Annotated in this window: 17 protein-coding genes; 3 read left to right on the forward strand and 14 right to left on the reverse strand. The window is 73.3% G+C overall.

Features of this window, described 5'->3' with window-relative positions; all coding sequences use genetic code 11:
• Positions 1–26: 26 nt before the first annotated feature.
• The 11 genes from ASG49_RS15330 to ASG49_RS15380 all read right to left on the reverse strand — a co-directional run bounded on the left by ASG49_RS15330 (position 27) and on the right by ASG49_RS15380 (position 9,868).
• Complete coding sequence (locus ASG49_RS15330; protein WP_056543475.1) at positions 27–887, reverse strand: acyl-CoA thioesterase II; 861 nt, start codon at positions 885–887, stop codon at positions 27–29.
• A 2-nt stretch (positions 888–889) separates the two neighbouring features.
• On the reverse strand, positions 890–1,798 hold the full coding sequence (locus ASG49_RS15335) for a proteasome assembly chaperone family protein (protein ID WP_056543476.1): 909 nt from the start codon (positions 1,796–1,798) through the stop codon (positions 890–892).
• Positions 1,799–1,852: 54 nt separating this feature from the next.
• Positions 1,853–3,367 (reverse strand): amino acid permease, encoded by a 1,515-nt coding sequence (locus tag ASG49_RS15340; protein ID WP_056543480.1) that lies wholly within the window; start codon positions 3,365–3,367, stop codon positions 1,853–1,855.
• A 43-nt stretch (positions 3,368–3,410) separates the two neighbouring features.
• Positions 3,411–4,703: a hypothetical protein gene (locus ASG49_RS15345; RefSeq protein WP_156384377.1), complete on the reverse strand. Its 1,293-nt coding sequence runs from the start codon at positions 4,701–4,703 to the stop codon at positions 3,411–3,413.
• 31 nt (positions 4,704–4,734) lie between these two features.
• Positions 4,735–6,678 (reverse strand): 1-deoxy-D-xylulose-5-phosphate synthase, encoded by a 1,944-nt coding sequence (gene dxs / locus ASG49_RS15350; RefSeq protein ID WP_056543486.1) that lies wholly within the window; start codon positions 6,676–6,678, stop codon positions 4,735–4,737.
• Between the two features lie 56 nt (positions 6,679–6,734).
• Positions 6,735–7,700: an SMP-30/gluconolactonase/LRE family protein gene (locus ASG49_RS15355; RefSeq protein ID WP_235562121.1), complete on the reverse strand. Its 966-nt coding sequence runs from the start codon at positions 7,698–7,700 to the stop codon at positions 6,735–6,737.
• A complete protein-coding gene (locus ASG49_RS15360; protein WP_056543489.1) occupies positions 7,697–8,167 on the reverse strand; it encodes an NUDIX domain-containing protein in 471 nt (156 codons plus the stop codon). Before ASG49_RS15360 ends, ASG49_RS15355 begins: the two co-directional genes overlap by 4 nt.
• 21 nt (positions 8,168–8,188) lie before the next feature.
• The gene (locus ASG49_RS15365; RefSeq protein WP_056543492.1) at positions 8,189–8,560 is read right to left on the reverse strand and encodes a hypothetical protein; all 372 of its coding nucleotides are present in this window, start codon (positions 8,558–8,560) and stop codon (positions 8,189–8,191) included.
• 73 nt (positions 8,561–8,633) lie between these two features.
• Positions 8,634–9,134 carry an XdhC family protein gene (locus tag ASG49_RS15370; protein ID WP_056543494.1) on the reverse strand — a complete coding sequence of 167 codons (501 nt, stop codon included), beginning with the start codon at positions 9,132–9,134 and terminating at the stop codon, positions 8,634–8,636.
• Positions 9,135–9,152: 18 nt separating this feature from the next.
• On the reverse strand, positions 9,153–9,557 hold the full coding sequence (locus ASG49_RS15375) for a YjbQ family protein (protein WP_056543498.1): 405 nt from the start codon (positions 9,555–9,557) through the stop codon (positions 9,153–9,155).
• Positions 9,554–9,868 carry a thiamine-binding protein gene (locus ASG49_RS15380; protein WP_056543502.1) on the reverse strand — a complete coding sequence of 105 codons (315 nt, stop codon included), beginning with the start codon at positions 9,866–9,868 and terminating at the stop codon, positions 9,554–9,556. Before ASG49_RS15380 ends, ASG49_RS15375 begins: the two co-directional genes overlap by 4 nt.
• 126 nt (positions 9,869–9,994) lie before the next feature.
• On the opposite strand from ASG49_RS15380, the gene ASG49_RS15385 reads away from it, so the two are divergent.
• Positions 9,995–12,049 carry an ATP-binding protein gene (locus ASG49_RS15385; protein ID WP_156384378.1) on the forward strand — a complete coding sequence of 685 codons (2,055 nt, stop codon included), beginning with the start codon at positions 9,995–9,997 and terminating at the stop codon, positions 12,047–12,049.
• A gap of 21 nt (positions 12,050–12,070) precedes the next feature.
• On the opposite strand, the gene ASG49_RS15390 is transcribed toward ASG49_RS15385, so the two are convergent.
• From ASG49_RS15390 to ASG49_RS15400, 3 genes are all read right to left on the reverse strand, one after another.
• Positions 12,071–13,690 carry an AMP-binding protein gene (locus ASG49_RS15390; RefSeq protein ID WP_235562122.1) on the reverse strand — a complete coding sequence of 540 codons (1,620 nt, stop codon included), beginning with the start codon at positions 13,688–13,690 and terminating at the stop codon, positions 12,071–12,073.
• 53 nt (positions 13,691–13,743) lie between these two features.
• A complete protein-coding gene (locus ASG49_RS15395; RefSeq protein ID WP_056543510.1) occupies positions 13,744–14,697 on the reverse strand; it encodes a cyclase family protein in 954 nt (317 codons plus the stop codon).
• 191 nt (positions 14,698–14,888) lie between these two features.
• Positions 14,889–17,723, reverse strand: a complete 2,835-nt coding sequence (locus ASG49_RS15400) for an aconitate hydratase (RefSeq protein WP_056543512.1) — start codon at positions 17,721–17,723, stop codon at positions 14,889–14,891.
• Between the two features lie 166 nt (positions 17,724–17,889).
• Between ASG49_RS15400 and ASG49_RS15405 the strand changes: the two genes are divergently transcribed.
• Positions 17,890–18,918 (forward strand): aldo/keto reductase, encoded by a 1,029-nt coding sequence (locus ASG49_RS15405; RefSeq protein WP_056543515.1) that lies wholly within the window; start codon positions 17,890–17,892, stop codon positions 18,916–18,918.
• Positions 18,919–19,106: 188 nt separating this feature from the next.
• Positions 19,107–20,060: a DUF559 domain-containing protein gene (locus ASG49_RS15410; RefSeq protein ID WP_056543518.1), complete on the forward strand. Its 954-nt coding sequence runs from the start codon at positions 19,107–19,109 to the stop codon at positions 20,058–20,060.
• The last annotated feature ends 34 nt before the right edge of the window (positions 20,061–20,094 follow it).

A 20,094-nucleotide genomic window follows, 5' to 3' on the forward strand; every position in this document is an offset into this window, starting at 1 on the left:
CGAATTGACGGCTTTCGGAGAGCAGATCAGTCGCGGCGGAGCCGGATCAGGCCCTCCTGCGCCACGGAGGCGACGAGGGTGCCGTCCTCGGTGAACACCCGCGCGGTGGCGAACCCGCGGCCGCCCGAGGCCGACGGCGAGACCTGGTCGTAGAGCCACCAGTGGTCGGCCCGGAACGGCCGGTGGAACCAGATGCTGTGGTCGAGCGAGGCCGCCTGCATCCCCGGGCTCGCGATCTGCAGGTCGTGCGGCACCAACGAGGCGGCGAGCAGGGTCAGGTCGCTGGCGTAGGTGAAGGCGACGACCTGGGTCAGCGGGTCGTCGGGCAGCTCGCCGCTGGTCCGGATCCACAGCCGGGAGCGGGCGGCGACGTCGCCTGCCTCGATGTTGCCGCCGGTCCGGGAGTCGCCGGCGTGGCGGATCTCCAGGGCGTCCCACTCGCGCTTCCAGTGGTCGGCGATCCGCTCCGACCCGGGCGTGGCCTCGAGCAGCGTCGGGCAGTCCTCGGGGCGGGGCACCTGGGGCGCCGGGTCCTGGTGGTCCAGACCCTCCTCGGGGATCTGGTAGTTGGCCGTCATCGCGAAGATCGGCCGGCCGTGCTGGCGGGCGAGGATCCGCCGGGTGGCGAAGCTGCGGCCCTCGCGCAGCGTGTCGACGTCGTACACGATCGGGACGGAGGTGTCGCCGGGCCGCAGGAAGTAGGAGTGCAGGCTGTGCACGACGTACTGCTCGGGCACGGTGCGCGTCGACGCGGCCAGCGCTTGGGCTGCGACCTGACCGCCGAAGACGCGCTGCAGGCCGGTGCTGGGCTGCTGCCCGCGGAACAGGTTGTCCTCGATGGCCTCGAGCTCCAGGAGCTCGACCAGCTCCTCGACCGAACGTGGCACGGCTAGTCCTCCGGGTCCTCGAGGCGGGCGAGGAACTGCTCGAACTGCTCGCCGAGCTCCTCGCCGCTGGGCAGCGGCTGGTCCTCGGCCAGCAGGTTGGCCGAGGCGGTGTGGAACGCGTCGTACTGCTGCTCCAGCCCGGTGACCACCTCGCGGACCTCGTCGGAGTCGGCGATCTGGGTGGCCAGCTCGACCTGCCGGGCCTCCCCGGCCTGGCGCAGCGGCTCGGTGTCCCACTGCAGCCCGGTGACGTCCTCGACGCCCTCGAGCAGGGCGAGCGCGGCCTGCGGGTAGGGGAACTGGGCGACGTAGTGCGGGATGTGGGCCACGAAGCCCATGGCGTCGTGGCCCCACTCCCCCAGCCGCAGCTCGAGCAGCGACTGCGCGCTGGCCGGCACCCGGATCTCGCCCTTCCAGACGTTCTCCTGCACCAGCAGCCGCGACGAGGTCGCGTGGTTGGTCAGCTGCACCGGGCGGGTGTGCGGCACCGCCATCGGCACCGAGCCCAGCGAGACCACCAGGCGTACGTCGAAGTGCTGCACCACCAGCCGCACCGCCCGGGCGAACCCCTCCCACCGGATGTCGGGCTCGGGCCCGCTCAGCAGCAGGTACGGCGCGCCGAGACCGTCCTCGAGGAGCCGGACCACCAGACGCGGGGCCACGTAGTCGGTGTAGTGGTCCTCGGAGAACGTCATCGGGGGTCGCCGGGCGCGGTAGTCGTAGAGCTCGTCGACCTCGAAGCTGGCCACGACCCGGCCGCGGTCCTCGCCGAGCAGGTGCTCGGCGGCCGTGGCGGAGGCGTTGCCGGCGTCGAGGAAGCCCTCGAGGGCCACCAGCAGCACGGGTCCGTCGCTGCGGCCCTCGAGCTCGGGGACCTCGTCGACGATGTGCACGAACCGTGCGTCGCTCACCCTGTGCTCCTCGTCGCGCCTCGCCGTGCGTCCTCGCCGTGCCGGAGCACCAGCCTAGTGCGCGCGCTCGGCCGTCCCGCGGGCCGCCTCGTCGCCCGCCCGCTGGGCCAGGCCGACCCGGCTGTGGCGGTAGCCGTAGAGGAAGTAGACCGCGAAGCCGAGCGCCATCCAGACCACGAACCGCAGCCAGGTCTCGATGGAGAGGTTGAGCGCGAGGTAGAGGCACACCAGCGCGGCCAGGACCGGCAGCACCGGGCTGAACGGCACCTTGAAGGACCGCGGCAGGTCGGGACGGGTGCGGCGCAGCACCGGAACCGCGAGCGAGACGAGCGCGAAGGCGGTCAGGGTGCCGATGTTGACCATCTCCTCCAGGTCGCCGATCGGCGTCACCGCCGCCACGACCGCCACGACGGCGCCGATCGTGACCGTGATCCGGATCGGGGTGCCGGTGCGCGGCGCGACCTTGGCGAAGCCGCGCGGCAGCAGGCCGTCGCGGCTCATCGCGAAGAGCACCCGGATGGCGCCGATCATCAGGGTCATCACGACCGTGGTGAGGCCGGCGACCGCGCCGGCCGAGATCAGCGTGGCGAAGCCCTGCTTGCCCACGTCGGTGAAGGCCGAGGCCAGCGCCGCCTCCGGGTTGATGCGGTCGTAGCGCACCATGCCGGTGATCACGAGGGCCACGGCGACGTAGAGCACGGTGCAGATGACCAGCGAGCCGATGATGCCGCGGGGCAGGTCCTTCTGCGGGTCGCGGGCCTCCTCCGCGGTGGTGGCGACGACGTCGAAGCCGATGTAGGCGAAGAACACGATCGAGGCGCCCGAGACGATGCCGAGCACGCCGTAGGTCTGCGCCTCGATGCCGAACATCCACTGCAGCAGCGGCTGGGTGATGCCGCTGGCGCCGGCCGAGCCGGCGGACTCGGGCACGAACGGCACGTAGTTGGACCCGTCGATGAAGAACAGCCCGGCGACGATGACGAAGAGCACCACGAACAGCTTCAGGCCGACCAGCACCAGGTTGACCCGCAGCGACTCCTTGATGCCGAAGGCGACCAGGGCGGTGAGCACGGCGACCAGCAGGAACGCCGCCAGGTCGACGTGGCCCCAGCCGGCGCCGGTGGCCGGGCCGATCGCCTCGGGCCAGCCGAGCCCGATCGCGTCGAGCAGGCTGACGAAGTACTGGCTCCACCCCTGCGCCACCACGCTCGCGCCGAGCATCAGCTCCAGGATCAGGTCCCAGCCGATGATCCACGCCACGAGCTCGCCCAGCGTCGCGTAGGAGAAGGTGTACGCCGACCCGCTGACCGGCAGCGTCGAGGCGAACTCGGCGTAGCACAGCGCCGCCAGGCCGCAGCAGACCGCCGCGATCACGAAGGAGAACACGATCGCCGGCCCGGCGTACTCCGCGGCGGCGCGGCCGGTGAGCGTGAAGATGCCGGCGCCGATGATGACGCCGATGCCGAACACGGTGAGGTCGAGCGCGGTGAGGCTGCGCTTGAGCTTGAACTCGGGGTCCTGGGTGTCCTCGAGCGACTGCTCGACGGACTTGGTGCGCGAGAGGTTCACGAGGAGCCAACCTACGCCGCGCGGGCCCCCGCCGCCGCCTGGCTCACCCGTAGAGGGTGCGGATCCGCGCGGCCGCGCGCCGGCCCAGCTCGGCCGCGTCCGTGCCGACCACGCGGCGCAGCACGGCGTCCTGCTCGTCGTCGGTGGTGCCGCGGCCCTGGTCGTGCATGGCGTCGACCAGGCGCCACAGCACCTCCTCGCCCTGCGCGCTCGCGAGGTAGTCGCAGGCCATCCAGCTCAGCGCGTAGTGCCACTCCTGCTCGGGGCCGTTGAAGTCGCGGGAGGCGGGCAGCGCGGCGTCGGCGCTGCGCGCGCGGTCGACGGCGCTGGTGGGGATGATGCGCTGGTCGAGCGGGATCGTGCGCGCCCCGACCCACTCCGCCAGGCCCTCGGAGAGCCACACCGGCGCCCCGTCGTCGCGGGTACCGAGCGCGACGTGGGTCAGCTCGTGACGCACGATCCGGCCCAGGAACGGCTGGCCGGCGGCGACCGAGCCCTCGAGCACGAGCATCCGGGTGGAGGAGACGGGTGAGGCCGTCGGCTGGGAGTACGTCGGGAAGGTCATCGCCCCGAGCAGGTCGATCGAGCCGCCGGGCACGTCGGTGAAGGAGTCGAGCACCGCGGTGTCGCGCACGTGGTAGACGACCACCTGCCCCGACCAGGTGAAGGGCACCGTCGCGTCGACCTCGCCGATCCCCCGGCTGACCGCGGCCATGACGGTGGGCGCGACGTCGACCGTGCTGGAGTCGAAGACGCCGAGCACGCCGGGCCGCTCGCGGACCCGGATCGCGGTGAGGTCCCACGGCGCGGGGGCGCCGTCGAAGAGCGGGCGTCCGGTGCCGTCGCGGTCGGAGACGATGCGGGCGCGGTCGCCGCGCCAGGCGAAGACGAACCCGACGGTGCGGTCGACCGGTCGGGTGTCGAAGTCCTGCAGCTGCATCCGCAGCCGCACCTGGGGCACCTGCGCCCCGCGACCCCAGCGCGGGAGCAGCCGCGCGTCCCAGTCGCTGTCGAGGACCGTCCACTCCAGGCGCTGCAGCGGCAGCTGGACGAGATTGCGGAAGTAGCGGGTCTGCCGTGCCACGAGCTCGGGGTCGCGCCGGTCCACCCGGCGCAGGAAAAGCCCGAGGTCGCGCTCGCGCACGGCGCGGGCCCGCTGGTCGAGGATCCGCTGCTCCTGCGCGCGCTGCTGCTCGCGGGTGAGCGCGGGGTCCGACGGCGCGGCCGGCGCGCCGACGACGTCCTGGGGGGCCTCGTCGTCGGAGCAGGCCGCCAGCGGGAGCAGCAGGGCAGCGACCAGGGCCGCCACGAGCGGGGCGCGGGGGCGTCGTCGCACGCGGCCGACCCGTCGCGAGGTGCCGGTCGGGTCAGTCGCGCGGACCGCGGCCGGTGGCCGGGTCGTGCAGGTCGGCGGCGCCGGTGGCGTGCTCCTCCAGCGCAGTGACCTCCTCCACGATGCCGCGCGCGAGCGACTGGGCGGTGAGCCCGATGCGCTCGAGGATGACGTCGCGCTTGGCATGGTCGAGGAACTCCTGGGGGATGCCGTGCTGGCGGAACGGGGTCGGGACCCGCTCGTCGTTCAGCAGCTGCAGGAGCGTGGAGCCGCAGCCCCCGACCCTGCCGTTGTCCTCCACGCAGACCACCAGGCGGTGCTCGCGGGCGAGCGGGACGATCGCAGGATCCCACGGCTTGACCCAGCGCGGGTCGACAACGGTGACGCCGATGCCCTGGTCGGCCAGCCGGGCGGCGACATCGACGCTCACCGCCGCCATCGACCCCACGCCGACGATGAGCACGTCGCGGGCGCCGTCGCGGACCAGGACGTCCATCGTGCCGACCCGGTCGACGGCCTCGAGGTCGGCCACCGGGGGCGCGCCCTTGGGCAGCCGCAGCACCGTGGGGGCGTCGTCGACCGCGACGCACTCGCGCAGCAGCTCGGCCACCCGGGCGCCGTCGCGGGGCGAGCACATCCGCAGGGAGGGCACCACCTGGAGCACCGACATGTCCCACATGCCGTTGTGGCTGGCGCCGTCGTCGCCGGTGACCCCGGCCCGGTCCAGCACGAAGGTGACGCCGCACCCGTGCAGGGCGACGTCCATCAGCACCTGGTCGAAGGCGCGGTTGAGGAAGGTGGCGTAGATCGCCACGACGGGGTGGAACCCACCCAGGGCGAGGCCGGCCGCGCTGGTCACGGCGTGCTGCTCGGCGATGCCGACGTCGAAGGTCCGCTCGGGGTACGCCGCGGCGAAGCGGTCGAGCCCGACCGGGTAGAGCATCGCGGCGGTGATGCCGACGACGTCGCTGCGGTCGGCGCCGAGCGCGACCATCTCCTCGGCGAAGTAGTCGGTCCAGATCCTGCCCTTGGGGGTGCCCACGCCGGTCTCGACGTCGAACGGCCCGATCTGGTGGAACTGGTCGGCCTCGTTGCGCTCGGCCGGGTCGTAGCCGAAGCCCTTGCGGGTGATGGCGTGCACGATCACCGGCCCGCCGAACCGCTTGGCCTGGGTCAGCGCGGTCTCCATCGCGGCGCGGTCGTGGCCGTCGACCGGCCCGACGTACTTCAGGCCGAGGTCCTCGAACAGGCCCTGGGGCGCCAGGGCGTCCTTCATGCCCTTCTTCATGGCGTGCAGGGCGTCGTAGACGGCCGGCCCGACGCCGCGGACGCCGTTGAGACGGCGCTTGACGAGGTCGAGGACCTGCTCGTAGCGCGGGCTGGTGCGCAGCGCGGTCAGGTGGTTGGCCAGGCCGCCGACGGTCGGCATGTAGGAGCGGCCGTTGTCGTTGACGATGATGACCAGGCGCTTGTCCGCCCCGTGGCGCGGCGTCTCGGCGATGTTGTTCAGCGCCTCCCAGGCCATGCCGCCGGTGAGCGCGCCGTCGCCGATGACGGCGACCACGTGGCGGTCCTCGCCGCGCAGCGCGTAGGCCTTGGCCAGGCCGTCGGCGTAGGACAGCGAGGTGGAGGCGTGGGAGTTCTCGACGACGTCGTGGTCGGACTCCTTGCTGCTGGGGTAGCCGCTCAGGCCGCCCTCGGTGCGCAGCGTGTCGAACGCGCCGGCCCGGCCGGTGAGCATCTTGTGGACGTAGGCCTGGTGGCCGGTGTCGAAGACGACCCGGTCGCGCGGCGACTCGAAGACGCGGTGCACCGCCATCGTCAGCTCGACCACGCCCAGGTTGGGCCCGAGGTGGCCGCCGCGCGGGGCGCAGGTGCGGATCAGCTCGTCGCGGATCTCCGAGGCGAGCTCGTCGAGCTCGCGGTCGTCGAGGTCGTGGAGGTCGGCGGGGCCGGTGAGCTGCTGCAGGTGACCCATGGGCGGCGTGGCCTCCTTCGAGGTGCGGTCGGGCGGGGGTTCCGGACTCACCGAGTCTAGACGGGGGCGCCCGGGACCCGGCCCGCGGCGAGCTCGACGGTGGCCAGCGCCGCCTCCTCGAGGCTGGCCAGCCACAACCGGCCCTGGTGCTCGCGCACCCCGGTGACCATGTGGAAGTCGGTGGCCGGCAGCCGCAGGTCGTGCACGAGCGTGCCGTCGGGACGGTAGGCCTGCACGTGCACGCTGCGCACGGGTCCGGGCAGCAGCGCCTCGGGCACGTGGCGACCGAGACGGCGCACGGCGGCCGGGGCGTGGGCGCGCAGCCGCTCCAGCGCGGCGACCGGCGGGGAGGCGATGGTGACCCAGACCAGGCCGTCGCTGCCGGTGGAGAGGTTGTCGGGATAGCCCGGCAGGTCCGCGGCGAACAGGTCGCGGGTGCCGGCGCGCGGCCCGCTCAGCCAGAGCCGTACGACGGTGCGCGCGCCCGACTCGGCGACGTGGACCGCCGACCCGTCGGGCGAGAGCGCGACCCCGTTGGCGAAGTCGAGACCGGTCAGGTGCTCCTCGACCGCGCCGTCGGGGGCCCGGCGCAGCAGGCGGCCGGTGCAGGTCGCCTCGAGCAGGTCGGCGCGCCACCGCGCCAGCGGGTGGACGGCGCTGGAGTCGCTGAACCAGACCGACCCGTCGGCGGCCACCGCGGCGTTGTTGCACACCCGCAGGGGTCGGCCGGCGACCTCGGTGACCAGCACCTCGACGGCGCCGGTGCGGCGGTGCATCGTCAGCAGCCCGCGCTCGGCGTCGGCGACCAGCAGCCGGTCCTCGTCGAGCAGCTCGATGCCGAGCGGCCGACCGCGGGTGTGACCCAGGCGCGTCACCGAGCCGTCGGGCGAGACCCGCAGCACGGCGCCGTCCTCGGTGCCGGTGATGCCGTGGCCCTGCTCGTCGACGACGACGTCCTCGGCCCCGTGGCCGGGCACCGCCAGGCGGCGCAGCAGCGGACGACGGGCGGCGGCGGCGCTCACGCGGTCGCTCCGGTCGCCCCGGCCGACGCGGCCGACGCGGCCGGCGCGGCCGGCCCCGCCAGCCGGCGGTAGGTGTCGCCGTCGAGGAACCGCGGCAGGAAGTGGGCGGCCGACTCGGCCAGGTCGAGCGTCCGGGCCCGGTCGGGCTCGACGAACACGATCGCCCGACCCTCCCCCAGCACGATGTCGTCGTCGGTCAGGTCGACGGCGCCGGCGTACACGCGGTAGTCGCCGGTGTGGCCGTCGCGGTAGGAGAACTCCTCGCCGCGCCACAGCTCGAGGTCGGCGCGCACCCCGGTCTCCTCGTGCAGCTCGCGCACCACGGCGGCGTCCCAGTCCTCGCCCGGCTCGACGTGACCGCCCACCAGGCCCCACTGGTCGGCGGCGCGGGGGGCGTGCTCGTCGCGGTGCTGGAGCAGCACGTGCCCCCGGCGGTCGACGAGCAGGACGACGGCGATGCGGGGCATGCGGCCCACCCTAGAGACCGCTCACAGCCGGGCCCGGAACCGCCGGCCGCGCAGCGCCTCCTCGACCAGCCCGACCGCTCGTCGTACGCCCAGCAGCCGCGCGGCCTCGCGGTGCCAGGTCTGCACCGCCGCCTCGACCACGTCGGGCGGAGCGACGTCGCGCAGCCCCCCGCGGGCCTCGCTCAGGCCCCGCTCGACGGCCTGGCGCGAGGCCTCGACGTGGAGCACGGCGAAGCGCGCGAGCACCACGACGTGACGGCGCAGCGCGGGGTAGGAGCGGTACTCCGGCGGGCACAGGTCGAGCAGCCAGGCGGTGGCCGTCGCCTCCCAGTCGGGGGCGTCCGGCGGCCGCACCTCGGCCGGCCAGCCCGGCGGGGTCACGAGCGACGTCATGGCCCCATCCTAGCCGGTCGTTCGAACACCTGTTCGACAGACCGCTGGTCGGACCGCTCGGCGGGGCCCCGGGCTACCGCCGCTCGCGCATCGGCCCGCCGCGGCGGCCGTGGGACTCCGCCACGATCTCGGCCACCACCGACAGGGCGATCTCCCCCGGCGCCCGACCGCCGGTGTCGAGGCCGGCGGGCACGTGCAGCCGCTCCAGCCCGGTCACGCCCTCGGCCTCGAGCTCGGCGAGCAGCCCCTCGGCCCGGCGGCGGCTGGCCATCATCGCGACGTAGGACGCCGGCGAGGCCAGCGCCTGGCGCAGCACCCGGGGCGCGTCCGGCGCGTCGTGGTCGCAGAGCACGACGGCGTCGCCCACCACGGGGCCCAGCGCCGCGAGCGCCTCGGCCCCACGGCCCTCGGCGTCCTCGTCGACCACGACCACCTCGCGGCCGACCGCGGTGACGATGGCGGCGACGGCCTCGGAGATCGGGTTGCGGGTCAGCACCAGCACGCGACCGGGAGCGGCCCCCTCGTCGGTCCAGGGCTGCTCACGGCCGGGCGGTCGGGGCGTCGGGGTGCTCATGGCCCCACCCTGCCAGCCTCAGCCCGCCAGGAAGGACAACCGCACGGTGCGGACCGCGTTGTCCACGTTGAGGTCGACCAGGCAGACGCTCTGCCAGGTGCCCAGCGCCAGCCGGCCGCCGACGACCGGCAGGCTGGCGTACGGCGGCACCAGGGCCGGCATCACGTGGGACCGGCCGTGACCGGGGGTGCCGTGGCGGTGCCGCCAGCGGTCGTCGGCCGGCAGCAGGTCGCCCAGCGCGGCCAGCAGGTCGTCGTCGGACCCGGCGCCGGTCTCGAGCACGGCCAGGCCGGCGGTGGCGTGCGGGACGAACAGGTGCAGCAGGCCGTCGCCCTCGCGGGCGACGAAGTCGGCACAGTCGCCGGTCAGGTCGAGCACCACGTCGGTGTCGCCGGTGCGGTAGGTGCGCTCCTCGGACCTCATCGCAGCCGCTCCTCCACCCGCTCCACCTTGGCGGTGAGCTGGCCGTCCCACCCCGGTCGCACGTCGGCCTTGAGCACCAGCCCGACCCGGGGGTAGCGCTCGCCGACCACCTCGACAGCGCGCTTGACCACGGCCATCACCTCGTCCCACTCGCCCTCGATGTTGGTGAACATCGCGTTGAGCTCGTGCGGGAGGCCGGAGTCGCGGACCACCTGCAGGGCGGCGGCGACGGCGTCGCCGACGCCGCCGTCGGAGGCCGGGCCGCCCTCGCGGGGCGCACCGGAGGGACTGATGCTGATGGCGACGAGCATGCCCCCACTGTGGCACCCCGCACCGACCGTCCGGGCGCGGAGGTTGCCACGACAGGTGCCGCTCAGGGCACCATGTCCCCCACGGCAGCGACCCACCCTGCCGCCGGCCACGGGGAGGAGCGGTGGATGCGCCCGCCTGGCCTGCCCCGCGTGCCCGGACTGATCGGCCTGCCCGGCCTGCCCGTGCGCACGGTCGTGGCGGCCGTGGTGCTGCTCGTGCTGCTCGCCGCCCCCGCGGTGGTCGAGGGCTACTCCCGGGCGTACGCCGGCTGGCCGGCGTACGGCTTCGCGGTGCTGGTCCTGCTCGACGTGCCCCGCGGTCGCCGCCGCTGGGCCGCCGCCGTCCTGCTGGTCCTGTGCACGCCGTCGCTGGCCTACAGCTACGACGTCTCCCTGCCCGCGGCGCTGGTGGGGGCGGCCGGGCTCACCCTCCCGGCGCTGTTCGTCGCCTCCCACCTGCTGCGGGGCGGGCACCCCCGGCCCGGGGGGCGGGTGGAGGTCGCGTCGACCCACTACCTCGGCGTGACGCTGCTGGGGGCGCTGCTCAACAGCCTGCTGCCGACGGCGGTGGGGATCGGCGACGGCATCCCGGCCGGGCTGGTGGCCGGGGTGGTCAGCTTCGTGGCCGCGGCCACGGCCCAGCTCGTGGTGCTGCCGCTCGTGGTGCACACCAGCGACCGGCCGGCCGCGGCCGGCCGGGTCGAGCTGTGGGCGCAGCGGCTGGCGCTCGCCGCGGTCTTCCTGGCCGTGTTCTGGCCCCGCAGCGCCGTCGGGCTGGCGTTCCTGGTGCTCCCGGCGGTCGGCTGGGGCGCCGTGCGCGCGACGCAGCGCGAGGCGCACCTGCAGACCTTCCTGGTCTGCGTCGGCGCCTTCACCCTCAACCTGCTCGGCCGGGGCCCGTACGCCGACCCGGCACCCGACGGGCTCAGCGAGGCGGCGAGCGCCGCGCTGGTCTACGCGTTCGTCCTCGCGGTCTGCTTCGGCACGGTGCCGCTCGCCTTCGTGGTGAGCCGGCTGTCCTCGATGACGTCGTACGCCGAGCGCTCCTCCAGCGCGATCGAGCTGATGCTCGAGTCGGCGACCGGCACGCTGTTCATCGCCGTAGACGAGACCGGCCGCACCACGCACTGGAGCGCCGGCGCCGAGCGGCTGCTGGGCTGGACCTCGGAGCAGATGCTCGGCCGCTCCCCGGCCGAGATCAACCCGCAGGAGGAGGTCGACCGGCACGCGGCCCACTTCGCGGTGCCGCCCACGCACGCCGCGGTGCTGCACGCGATGGTCGACACCGGCGAGCGGCGCGACTGGGCCTACCGGCACCGCGACGGCGGCACCGTGATGGTGTCGCTGACGATCAGCCAGATCACCGAGCCGTCGGGACGAGTGGCGGGCTACATCGCGTCGGGCGAGGACGCCACCGAGCGGATCGAGACCCAACGCACCCTCGAGGCGGCGCTCGAGCGCGAGCGCGAGTCGGTGCTGCGGCTGCAGGAGGTCGACCACGTCAAGCAGGAGCTGGTCTCCAACGTCAGCCACGAGCTGCGCACCCCGATCACCAGCATCTCCGGCTACGCCGAGCTGCTCGTCGACGGCAGCCTGGGCGAGCTCACCCGGCAGCAGCTCGACGCCCTGGGTCGGATCGAGCGCAACACCACCCGTCTCGGCCTGCTGGTGGAGGACCTGCTGCTGCTCTCGCGCGCCGAGGCCGGCCACCTCCAGCTCGAGCGACGCCCGACCGACCTGCGCCACGTGGCCCAGGAGTCCCACGACCTCGTCGGCCCGACGGTGGCCGCGCGCGACCTCGAGCTGACCCTCGACCTGCCCGACTCCCCCGTCACCGTCCTGGGCGACCCCGACGCGCTGGAGCGGGTGGTCACCAACCTGACCGGCAACGCCGTCAAGTTCACCCCCGACGGCGGCCGGGTGACCGTGACGGTGTCCCGGTCGGGGCGCGACGCCCTGCTGATCGTCAGCGACACCGGCATCGGCATCTCCGAGGAGGAGCAGGCGCAGCTGTTCACCCGCTTCTTCCGCTCCTCACGGGTGGTCGAGGAGGCGATCCAGGGCACCGGCCTGGGACTGTCGATCGTGGACGCCATCGTCACCCGCCACGGCGGCACCGTCCGGGTCACCTCGGCGCTCGACCGCGGCACCCGCGTGACGGTGGCGCTGCCGCTCGCCTGAGGCGCCCGCGGAGGCCGGCCCTCAGCCCTCCTGGTCGCGCAGCTCGCGCCGCAGGATCTTGCCCGTCGTGGTCTTGGGCAGCTCGTCCACGAACTCCACGGAGCGGGGGTACTTGTAGGCCGCCATGCGCTCCTTGCAGAAGGCCACCACCTCCTCGGCCGTCACCTCCGCACCGGGCTTGAGGGAGACGAACGCCTTGACCGACTCGCCCCGGTAGGCGTCGGGCACGCCGACGACGGCGGCCTCGCGCACGGCGGGGTGGCCGTAGAGCACGTCCTCGACCTCGCGGGGCCACACCTTGTAGCCGGCCGCGTTGATCATGTCCTTCTTGCGGTCGACGAGGTAGAACCAGCCGCGCTCGTCCATGAAGCCGACGTCGCCGGTGCGCAGCTCGCCGCCGGGCAGGCTCTCGGCGGTGGCCTCGGGCTTGTTCCAGTAGCCCGGCACCACCTGCGGACCCGAGGTCGCGATCTCGCCGACCTCGCCCGGCGGCAGCTCCTCACCGTCCTCGCCGAGGATCCGCACCATCGTGCTCGGCACCGGCACCCCGACCGACAGCGCGCCCGAGTCGGGGTCGACCGGGGCGCGCACGCCGAGCGGCACGGCGTGCGAGGGCGAGTTGGTCTCGGTCAGGCCGTAGATGTTGTGGATGTAGAGGCCGGTGCGCTCCTCGAACTGGTCGGTGACCGCCGGGGCGATGGGTGCGCCGCCGGAGTAGAGGCAGCGGAACGACGCCCAGTCCTCCCGCGTCGCGTCCGGGTGGTGCGAGAGCGCGATGAACACCGTGATCGACCCGATGGTGAAGCGGGGCCGGTGCTCACGGACCGCGTCGAGCACGACGCCGGGCTCGAAGCGGTGGGCCAGCACCAGGGGCGCCCCGGTGAGCAGCGTGAGGGCGACGTGCGCCACGAGCCCGGTGATGTGGAACAGCGGCGCGACGCCCAGCACCGCGTCGTCGGCGCCCAGGCCCATCCAGTCGCGGTAGGTCTGGGCGTTGAAGGCCATGTTGGCGTGGGTGTTCATCGCCCCCTTGGGCACGCCGGTGGTGCCCGAGGTGTAGGTCAGCACCGCGACGTCGCCGGGCTCGGGCCGCGGGGCCTCCACGGTGCGGCCCGCGTGCTGCTCGAGCAGCGTCGCGAGGTCGACGGCCCCCTCCGGCACGGGCCGCCGCGGGGAGGTCAGCACCCGGGCGTCGTCGCGGGTCTGCTCGTCCAGCGCCGAGCAGGTGAGGACCGAGCGCACCACGACCTCCCCGGCACCCGCCACGACCTCGCGGGCGACACCCTCGTAGAGGTCGTCGAGGCAGAGCAGCACCGTCGCGCCCGAGTCGCTGAGCAGGTAGGTCAGCTCGCGCTGCTTGTTCATCGGGTTGATCGCGACGGCGGCGCCGCCCGCCTTCCACGCGGCCAGCAGCCCGACCACGAAGGCCGGGTTGTTCTGCAGGTAGAGCGCGAGCCGGTCCCCCGGCGCGAACCCGTCCTCGACCAGGGCCGAGGCGAGCGCAGCCGCGCGGGCGTCGAGCTCGGCGAAGCTCATCGTCCCGTCGAAGTAGCGGATCGCGGGCGCGTCGGGCGTCGCCGCCACCGTGGCGTCGACCAGGTCGAGCATGGTGGCGTGCTCCTGCTCGAGCTCGTGCGGCACGCCTTCGGCGTACAGCTCGAGCCAGGGCCGCGACGACGAGGGACCGGCCTGCGTCACTTGATCACCACGGGGTTGACCGGCGACCCGCTGCCCTTGGCCACCTTGAGCGGAGCGGCGGTGTAGAGGAACGTGTAGCGCCCGTCGGCGGCGCACGAGGCCGCGAGCTCCTCGAGGTCGCAGATCTCGGTGAAGACCACCCCGAGGTTGCGCATCAGGGCGCAGTGCAGCGGCAGCGCCGCCCCGCTCCCGGGGTCGAAGGTGACCTCGTTGGCGATGGTGTCGGTGACCAGGTTGGGGATCTCCATGTCCTGGAACCACTGCACCAGCTCGGGCGAGTAGGTCAGGCCCGGCTCGGCGAAGCCCTCGTAGAAGGCGTCGCCCTGCTCGAAGAAGAGCTTGAGGAAGTTGGTGCGGATGATGAGGATGTCGTTCTTCTCGATCGAGGTGCCCTGGGCCTCGGCGCACGCGACCAGGTCCTCGTGGCTGTAGACCTCGCCCTTCTCGAGGTTGTCCTTGCCCCGGAAGCGGGCCATGTCGAGCAGGATGCCGCGACCCACCACGCCCCGCTCGGCGATGGGCTGCACGCTGGCCTTGTCGAGCCCACCGGTCGAGGTGCGGGCGTCGTAGCCGTTGTAGAGCTGCCCGCCGTACCAGACGTGGCCGAGCGCGTCGTACTGCGTGGAGCCCTGGAGGAAGGCGTCGATCTTGTCGTCGGCGTAGTGCAGGCCGCCGGGGAAGGCCGGGGCGTCCGGGCCGTCCCAGGAGGACTCGTCGAGGATCTGGGTGCGTACGGCGGGCGAGCGGCCCGGCCACACGGGGTCGCCCTTGGGGTCGCCGATGAGCCGCTGCAGGGTGAAGACCTCGCCGCTGCTGACCTGCTGCACGGCGGCGAGCACCTGCGCGGGGCCGAGGTAGTTGAGCGAGCCGACCTCGTCGTCCTCGCCCCACTTGCCCCAGTTGGTCGGAGCGTCCTTCAAGATCTCGTCCATGCTGGGGACCTCGGCCATGTCGCACCCTCTTCGTCTCGCGCTCGTCCCCGGGAGGTCGTGCTCGTGGGCGACGCCGACCGGGATGGTGTGACCACCCTCACAGCGGGCGCACCCCGCGTCAACGCCTCCCGCGCGAGGTCCCCGGACGCGGACGGACCCTCCGCCGCGGGTGCGGTGGAGGGTCCGTCGTCGGACGTGCCGGGACCGGGTCAGGCGCCGCGCAGGCTGCGCAGGACGTACTGCATGATCCCGCCGTTGCGGTAGTAGCTCGCCTCGCCGGGGGTGTCGATGCGGACCGTCGCGTCGAACTCGACGTCGCCGGCCGTGACCTTCACCGTCCTGGGGATGCGGCCCTCGTTGAGCTCGGTGACGCCGGTGAAGGAGAACTCCTCCTCGCCGGTGAGGCCGAGCGACTCGGCGCTCTCGCCCTGCGGGTACTGCAGGGGCAGCACGCCCATCCCGATCAGGTTGGAGCGGTGGATCCGCTCGTAGGACTCCGCGATCACGGCCTTGACGCCGAGCAGCGCGGTGCCCTTGGCGGCCCAGTCGCGCGAGGACCCGGAGCCGTACTCCTTGCCGGCGAGCACGACCAGCGGGGTGCCCGCGGCCAGGTAGTTCTCGCTGGCCTCGAAGACCGTGCTCTCCGCGCCGTCGGCGGTGAAGTCGCGCGTGAACCCGCCCTCGGTGCCCGGCGCCAGCTGGTTGCGCAGCCGGATGTTGGCGAAGGTGCCCCGGATCATCACCTCGTGGTTGCCGCGGCGCGAGCCGTAGGAGTTGAAGTCGCGCTGGCCCACGCCGTGCTCGGCGAGGTACTTGCCCGCCGGGCTGTCCTTCTTGATGGCACCGGCCGGGCTGATGTGGTCGGTGGTGACCGAGTCGCCCAGCTTGAGCAGCACCCGGGCGCCGGTGATGTCCTCGACCGGCTCCGGCTCGGCCGGCATGCCCTCGAAGTAGGGGGGCTTGCGGACGTAGGTGGACTCGGGGTCCCACGCGAAGGTGTCGCCCTCGGGCGTGGGCAGCGAGCGCCACTGCTCGTCACCGGCGAAGACGTCGGCGTAGTCCTCGGTGAACATCTCCGAGGTGATGGCCGAGGCGATCACGGTCTCGACCTCGGACGCGCTGGGCCAGATGTCGCGCATGAAGACGTCGTTGCCGTCCTCGTCGGTGCCCAGCGGGTCGTTGAACAGGTCGACGTCCATCGAGCCGGCCAGCGCGTAGGCGACCACCAGCGGCGGGGAGGCCAGGTAGTTCATCTTCACGTCGGGGTTGATCCGGCCCTCGAAGTTGCGGTTGCCCGAGAGCACCGAGACGACCGCGAGGTCACCGGCGTTGACGGCGTCGCTGACCTCGGGGATGAGCGGGCCCGAGTTGCCGATGCAGGTGGTGCAGCCGTAGCCGACGAGGTTGAAGCCCAGCTTGTCGAGGTACGGCGTCAGCTCGGCGCGCTCGTAGTAGTCCGAGACGACCTTGGAGCCCGGCGCCAGCGTGGTCTTGACCCACGGCTTGGTGGTGAGGCCCTTCTCGACGGCGTTCTTGGCCAGCAGCGCCGCGCCGATCATCACCGACGGGTTGGAGGTGTTGGTGCACGACGTGATCGCCGCGATCGTCACCGCCCCGTGGTCGAGCTCGAACTCGGTGCCGTCGTCGAGGCGGACCCGCTGCTTGTTGGACGGACGGCCGTGGCCGGAGCCGGCGGGGTGGTTGCGCCAGTCGTCGGGCTTGCCCGCGCCGTTGCCGCCCTCGGAGATCGACGGCGCGTCGCTGGAGGGGAACGACTCGGCCGAGGCCTCGTCGACCTTGGAGCTCACCGAGTCGGTCTCGTCGCCGTCGACGTAGTCGGCCAGCGAGGTGCGGAAGGCCTCCTTGGCGTCGGAGAGCGAGACCCGGTCCTGGGGACGCTTCGGGCCGGCGAGCGAGGGCACGACGGTGGCCAGGTCGAGCTCGAGCCGCTCGGAGTAGCGCGGCTCGGCCTCGGGGTCGTGCCAGAGGCCCTGCTCCTTGGCGTACGCCTCGACCAGCGCGATCTGCTCCGCGCTCCGGCCGGTGAGCTCGAGGTACTTCGTGGTCTCCTCGTCGATCGGGAAGACCGCGATCGTGGAGCCGAACTCCGGGCTCATGTTGCCGATGGTGGCGCGGTTGGCGAGCGGCAGCGCGGAGACGCCGGGGCCGTAGAACTCCACGAACTTCCCGACCACGCCGTGCTGGCGCAGCATCTCGGTGATCGTGAGCACCAGGTCGGTGGCGGTCGCGCCCTCGGGCAGGTCGCCGCCGAGCTTGAAGCCGACCACGCGCGGGATCAGCATCGACACGGGCTGGCCGAGCATGGCCGCCTCGGCCTCGATGCCGCCGACGCCCCAGCCGACCACGCCGATGCCGTTGACCATCGTGGTGTGGGAGTCGGTGCCGACGCAGGTGTCGGGGTAGGCCACGACGGTGCCGTCGGCGGACTCGCGGGTGAACACGGTGCGCGCCAGGTGCTCGATGTTGACCTGGTGGACGATGCCGGTGCCCGGGGGGACGACCTTGAAGTCGTCGAAGGCGCCCTGGCCCCAGCGCAGGAACTGGTAGCGCTCGCGGTTGCGCTCGTACTCGATCTCGACGTTGCGCTCGAAGGCCTCGGGCGTGCCGAAGACGTCGGCGATCACGGAGTGGTCGATGACCATCTCGGCGGGGGCGAGCGGGTTGATCTTCGACGGGTCGCCGCCGAGGTCGCTCATCGCCTCGCGCATGGTGGCGAGGTCGACCACGCACGGCACGCCGGTGAAGTCCTGCATGATCACGCGCGCGGGCGTGAACTGGATCTCCTTGTCGGGGTCCGCGTCGGCGTCCCAGCCGGCGAGCGCCTCGATGTCGGCGGCGGTGATGTTGGCACCGTCCTCGGTGCGCAGCAGGTTCTCGAGGAGCACCTTGAGCGAGTACGGCAGCGAGGCGACGTCGAGCCCCTCGCCCTGCACCGCGTCGAGCCGGTAGATCTCGTAGCTGTTCTCCCCGACCTCCAGGGTGCCCTTGGCACCGAAGCTGTCCTGTCGCTCGCCTGCGCTCATGGTTCTCCTCGTGTCGCCTCGTCTGACCCGGTGGTGTCCGCTCCATCTTGCCGCCGTCACGGGAACGGTGGGAAGGAAGGGGACCCTCACTCGGAATGTATCTTGACGTCAAGATATCACGGTCGACCCAGTCCCGGGCGGAGACGCGAGGGCTACGGTGACGGGCATGCGCTACCGCACCCTGGGCCACAGCGGCTGCTCGGTCTCCGAGCTCTGCCTGGGCACGATGACCTTCGGGGCCGAGACCGACGAGGCCGGCTCCCACGCCCAGCTCGACCGCTTCGTCGAGGCGGGCGGCACCCTCGTGGACACCGCCGACGTCTACTCGGCCGGCGTCTCGGAGGAGATCATCGGCCGCTGGTGGGCCGAGCGCCCGACCGACGTCACCGACCGGGTCGTGCTGGCCACCAAGGGCCGCTTCCCCACCGGCACCGGCCCCAACGACGTCGGCACCTCGCGCCGCCACCTGACGCGGGCGCTGGACGCCTCGCTGGCGCGGCTCGGCGTCGAGCACGTCGACCTCTACCAGGCCCACGCCTGGGACCCGCACACCCCGCTGGAGGAGACGCTGCGCACGCTCGACTCCTTCGTCCGCAGCGGCAAGGTCGGCTACTACGGCTTCTCGAACTTCTCCGGCTGGCAGCTGACCAAGGCGGTGCACCTGGCCCGGGCGCTCGGCCTCGCCGCCCCCGTCACGCTGCAGCCGCAGTACAGCCTGATCGTCCGCGAGATCGAGTGGGAGATCGTCCCGGCCGCCCTGGACGCCTCGATGGGGCTGCTCCCCTGGAGCCCCCTCGGCGGGGGCTGGCTGACCGGCAAGTACGACCGCGACCAGCGCCCCACCGGCACCACCCGGCTCGGCGAGGACCCCGGGCGGGGCATGGAGGCCTGGGACCGCCGCGGCACCGACCGGACCTGGGCGATCGTCGACGCGGTCCAGTCGGTGGCCGAGGCCCGCGGTGTCTCGATGGCCCAGGTGGCGCTGTCCTGGGTCACGGACCGACCGGCCGTCACCTCGACCATCCTCGGCGCCCGCACCCTGGAGCAGCTGGAGGACAACCTGGGTGCGGTCGACGTACGCCTGGCTCCGGAGGAGACCGCCCGCCTCGACGAGGCCAGCGACCTCCACGCCACCGACTACCCCTACGGCTCCCTCGGCCTCGACCAGCGCTCCCGGGACCTCGCCGGCGACTGACGTTCGGCGGCTGGCGGGGGCGGCTGGCGGGGCCTGCGGCGGTTTCACAGGGTCCCCTGTGAAACCGCGCCCGCCGAACGCCAGGGACGCGACACGCCGTACGTCGGGGTCCGGGTGTTCGGAGTTCGCGCGCTAGTCCCTGTGGACGACCGTTCGCGCACCGGGTCGGGCCGGGGCAGGGTCCACCCGTGGACCACCGCTGGCAGCCCCGAGCGCCCTGGCCACCCGACCTCGTGCGACCCGTCCCGGTCGACCCGAGCGGGGTGGCCGGCCCCACCAAGCGCCAGGCGGCCGGGCCCTACTGGCGTCGTACGTCGAGCGGGCTGCACGTCCCCGCCGACACCCGCTCCGACCGTGTCGAACAGCGGATCCTCGAGCAGTCGGCCCGGCTCCCACCCGGCGGTGCGGTCACCGGCTGGGCCGCGTGCCGCGTCCACGGCGCAGCCTTCTTCGACGGGCTCGCGCGCGACGGCCGCACCCGTGTCCCCGTCCAGGTCGCGGTCGGACCCGCCGGCCGACTGCGCGCCGGACCCGACGCCGTCGGCGTCCACCACGTGCTCCTCGACGAGGACCTGGTGGTCCGCCACGGGATCCCGGTCGTGGTCGGAGTGCGGGCGGCGTACGACGCGGTCCGACTGGCTCCCGACCCGCGGGCGGCTGTCGTCAGCCTCGACATGGCCCTGGCCGGGCGCATCGCGACGGTGCAGGACCTGGTGGCGTACGCCGCCCGGCAACCTCGCGGCCGCTGGGTCGTCCACCGAGCGATCCGTCTGGCCAGCCCGCACAGCCGCTCACCGCGGGAGACCGAGCTCCGGCTGATCTGGATCCTGGACGCCGGGCTGCCGCAGCCGCTGGTCAACTGCGAGGTCCGCGACCTCGACGGACGGTTCCTCGGCATCGCCGACCTGATCGACGTCGAGGCCGGCCTGGTGGTGGAGTACGACGGCGCCCACCACCGAACAGCGGCCCGCCAGTCGGACGACCTGCGACGTGAGGACGGCCTGCGGAGGGTCGGGCTGGAGGTGGTACGGGTCGCGGGACAGGATCGGCGCGACCGCGTCGTACGTCGCCTGCAGGAGGCCCGGTCCCGGTGCCGGTTCGAGGCCCCGGAGAAGCGTCGGTGGGTCGTCATACCGGCCTGAGCGGCGGTTCCTCCGAACATCCGGACCCTCACGG

The organism is Marmoricola sp. Leaf446 (assembly GCF_001424755.1).
GTDB lineage: Bacteria > Actinomycetota > Actinomycetes > Propionibacteriales > Nocardioidaceae > Marmoricola.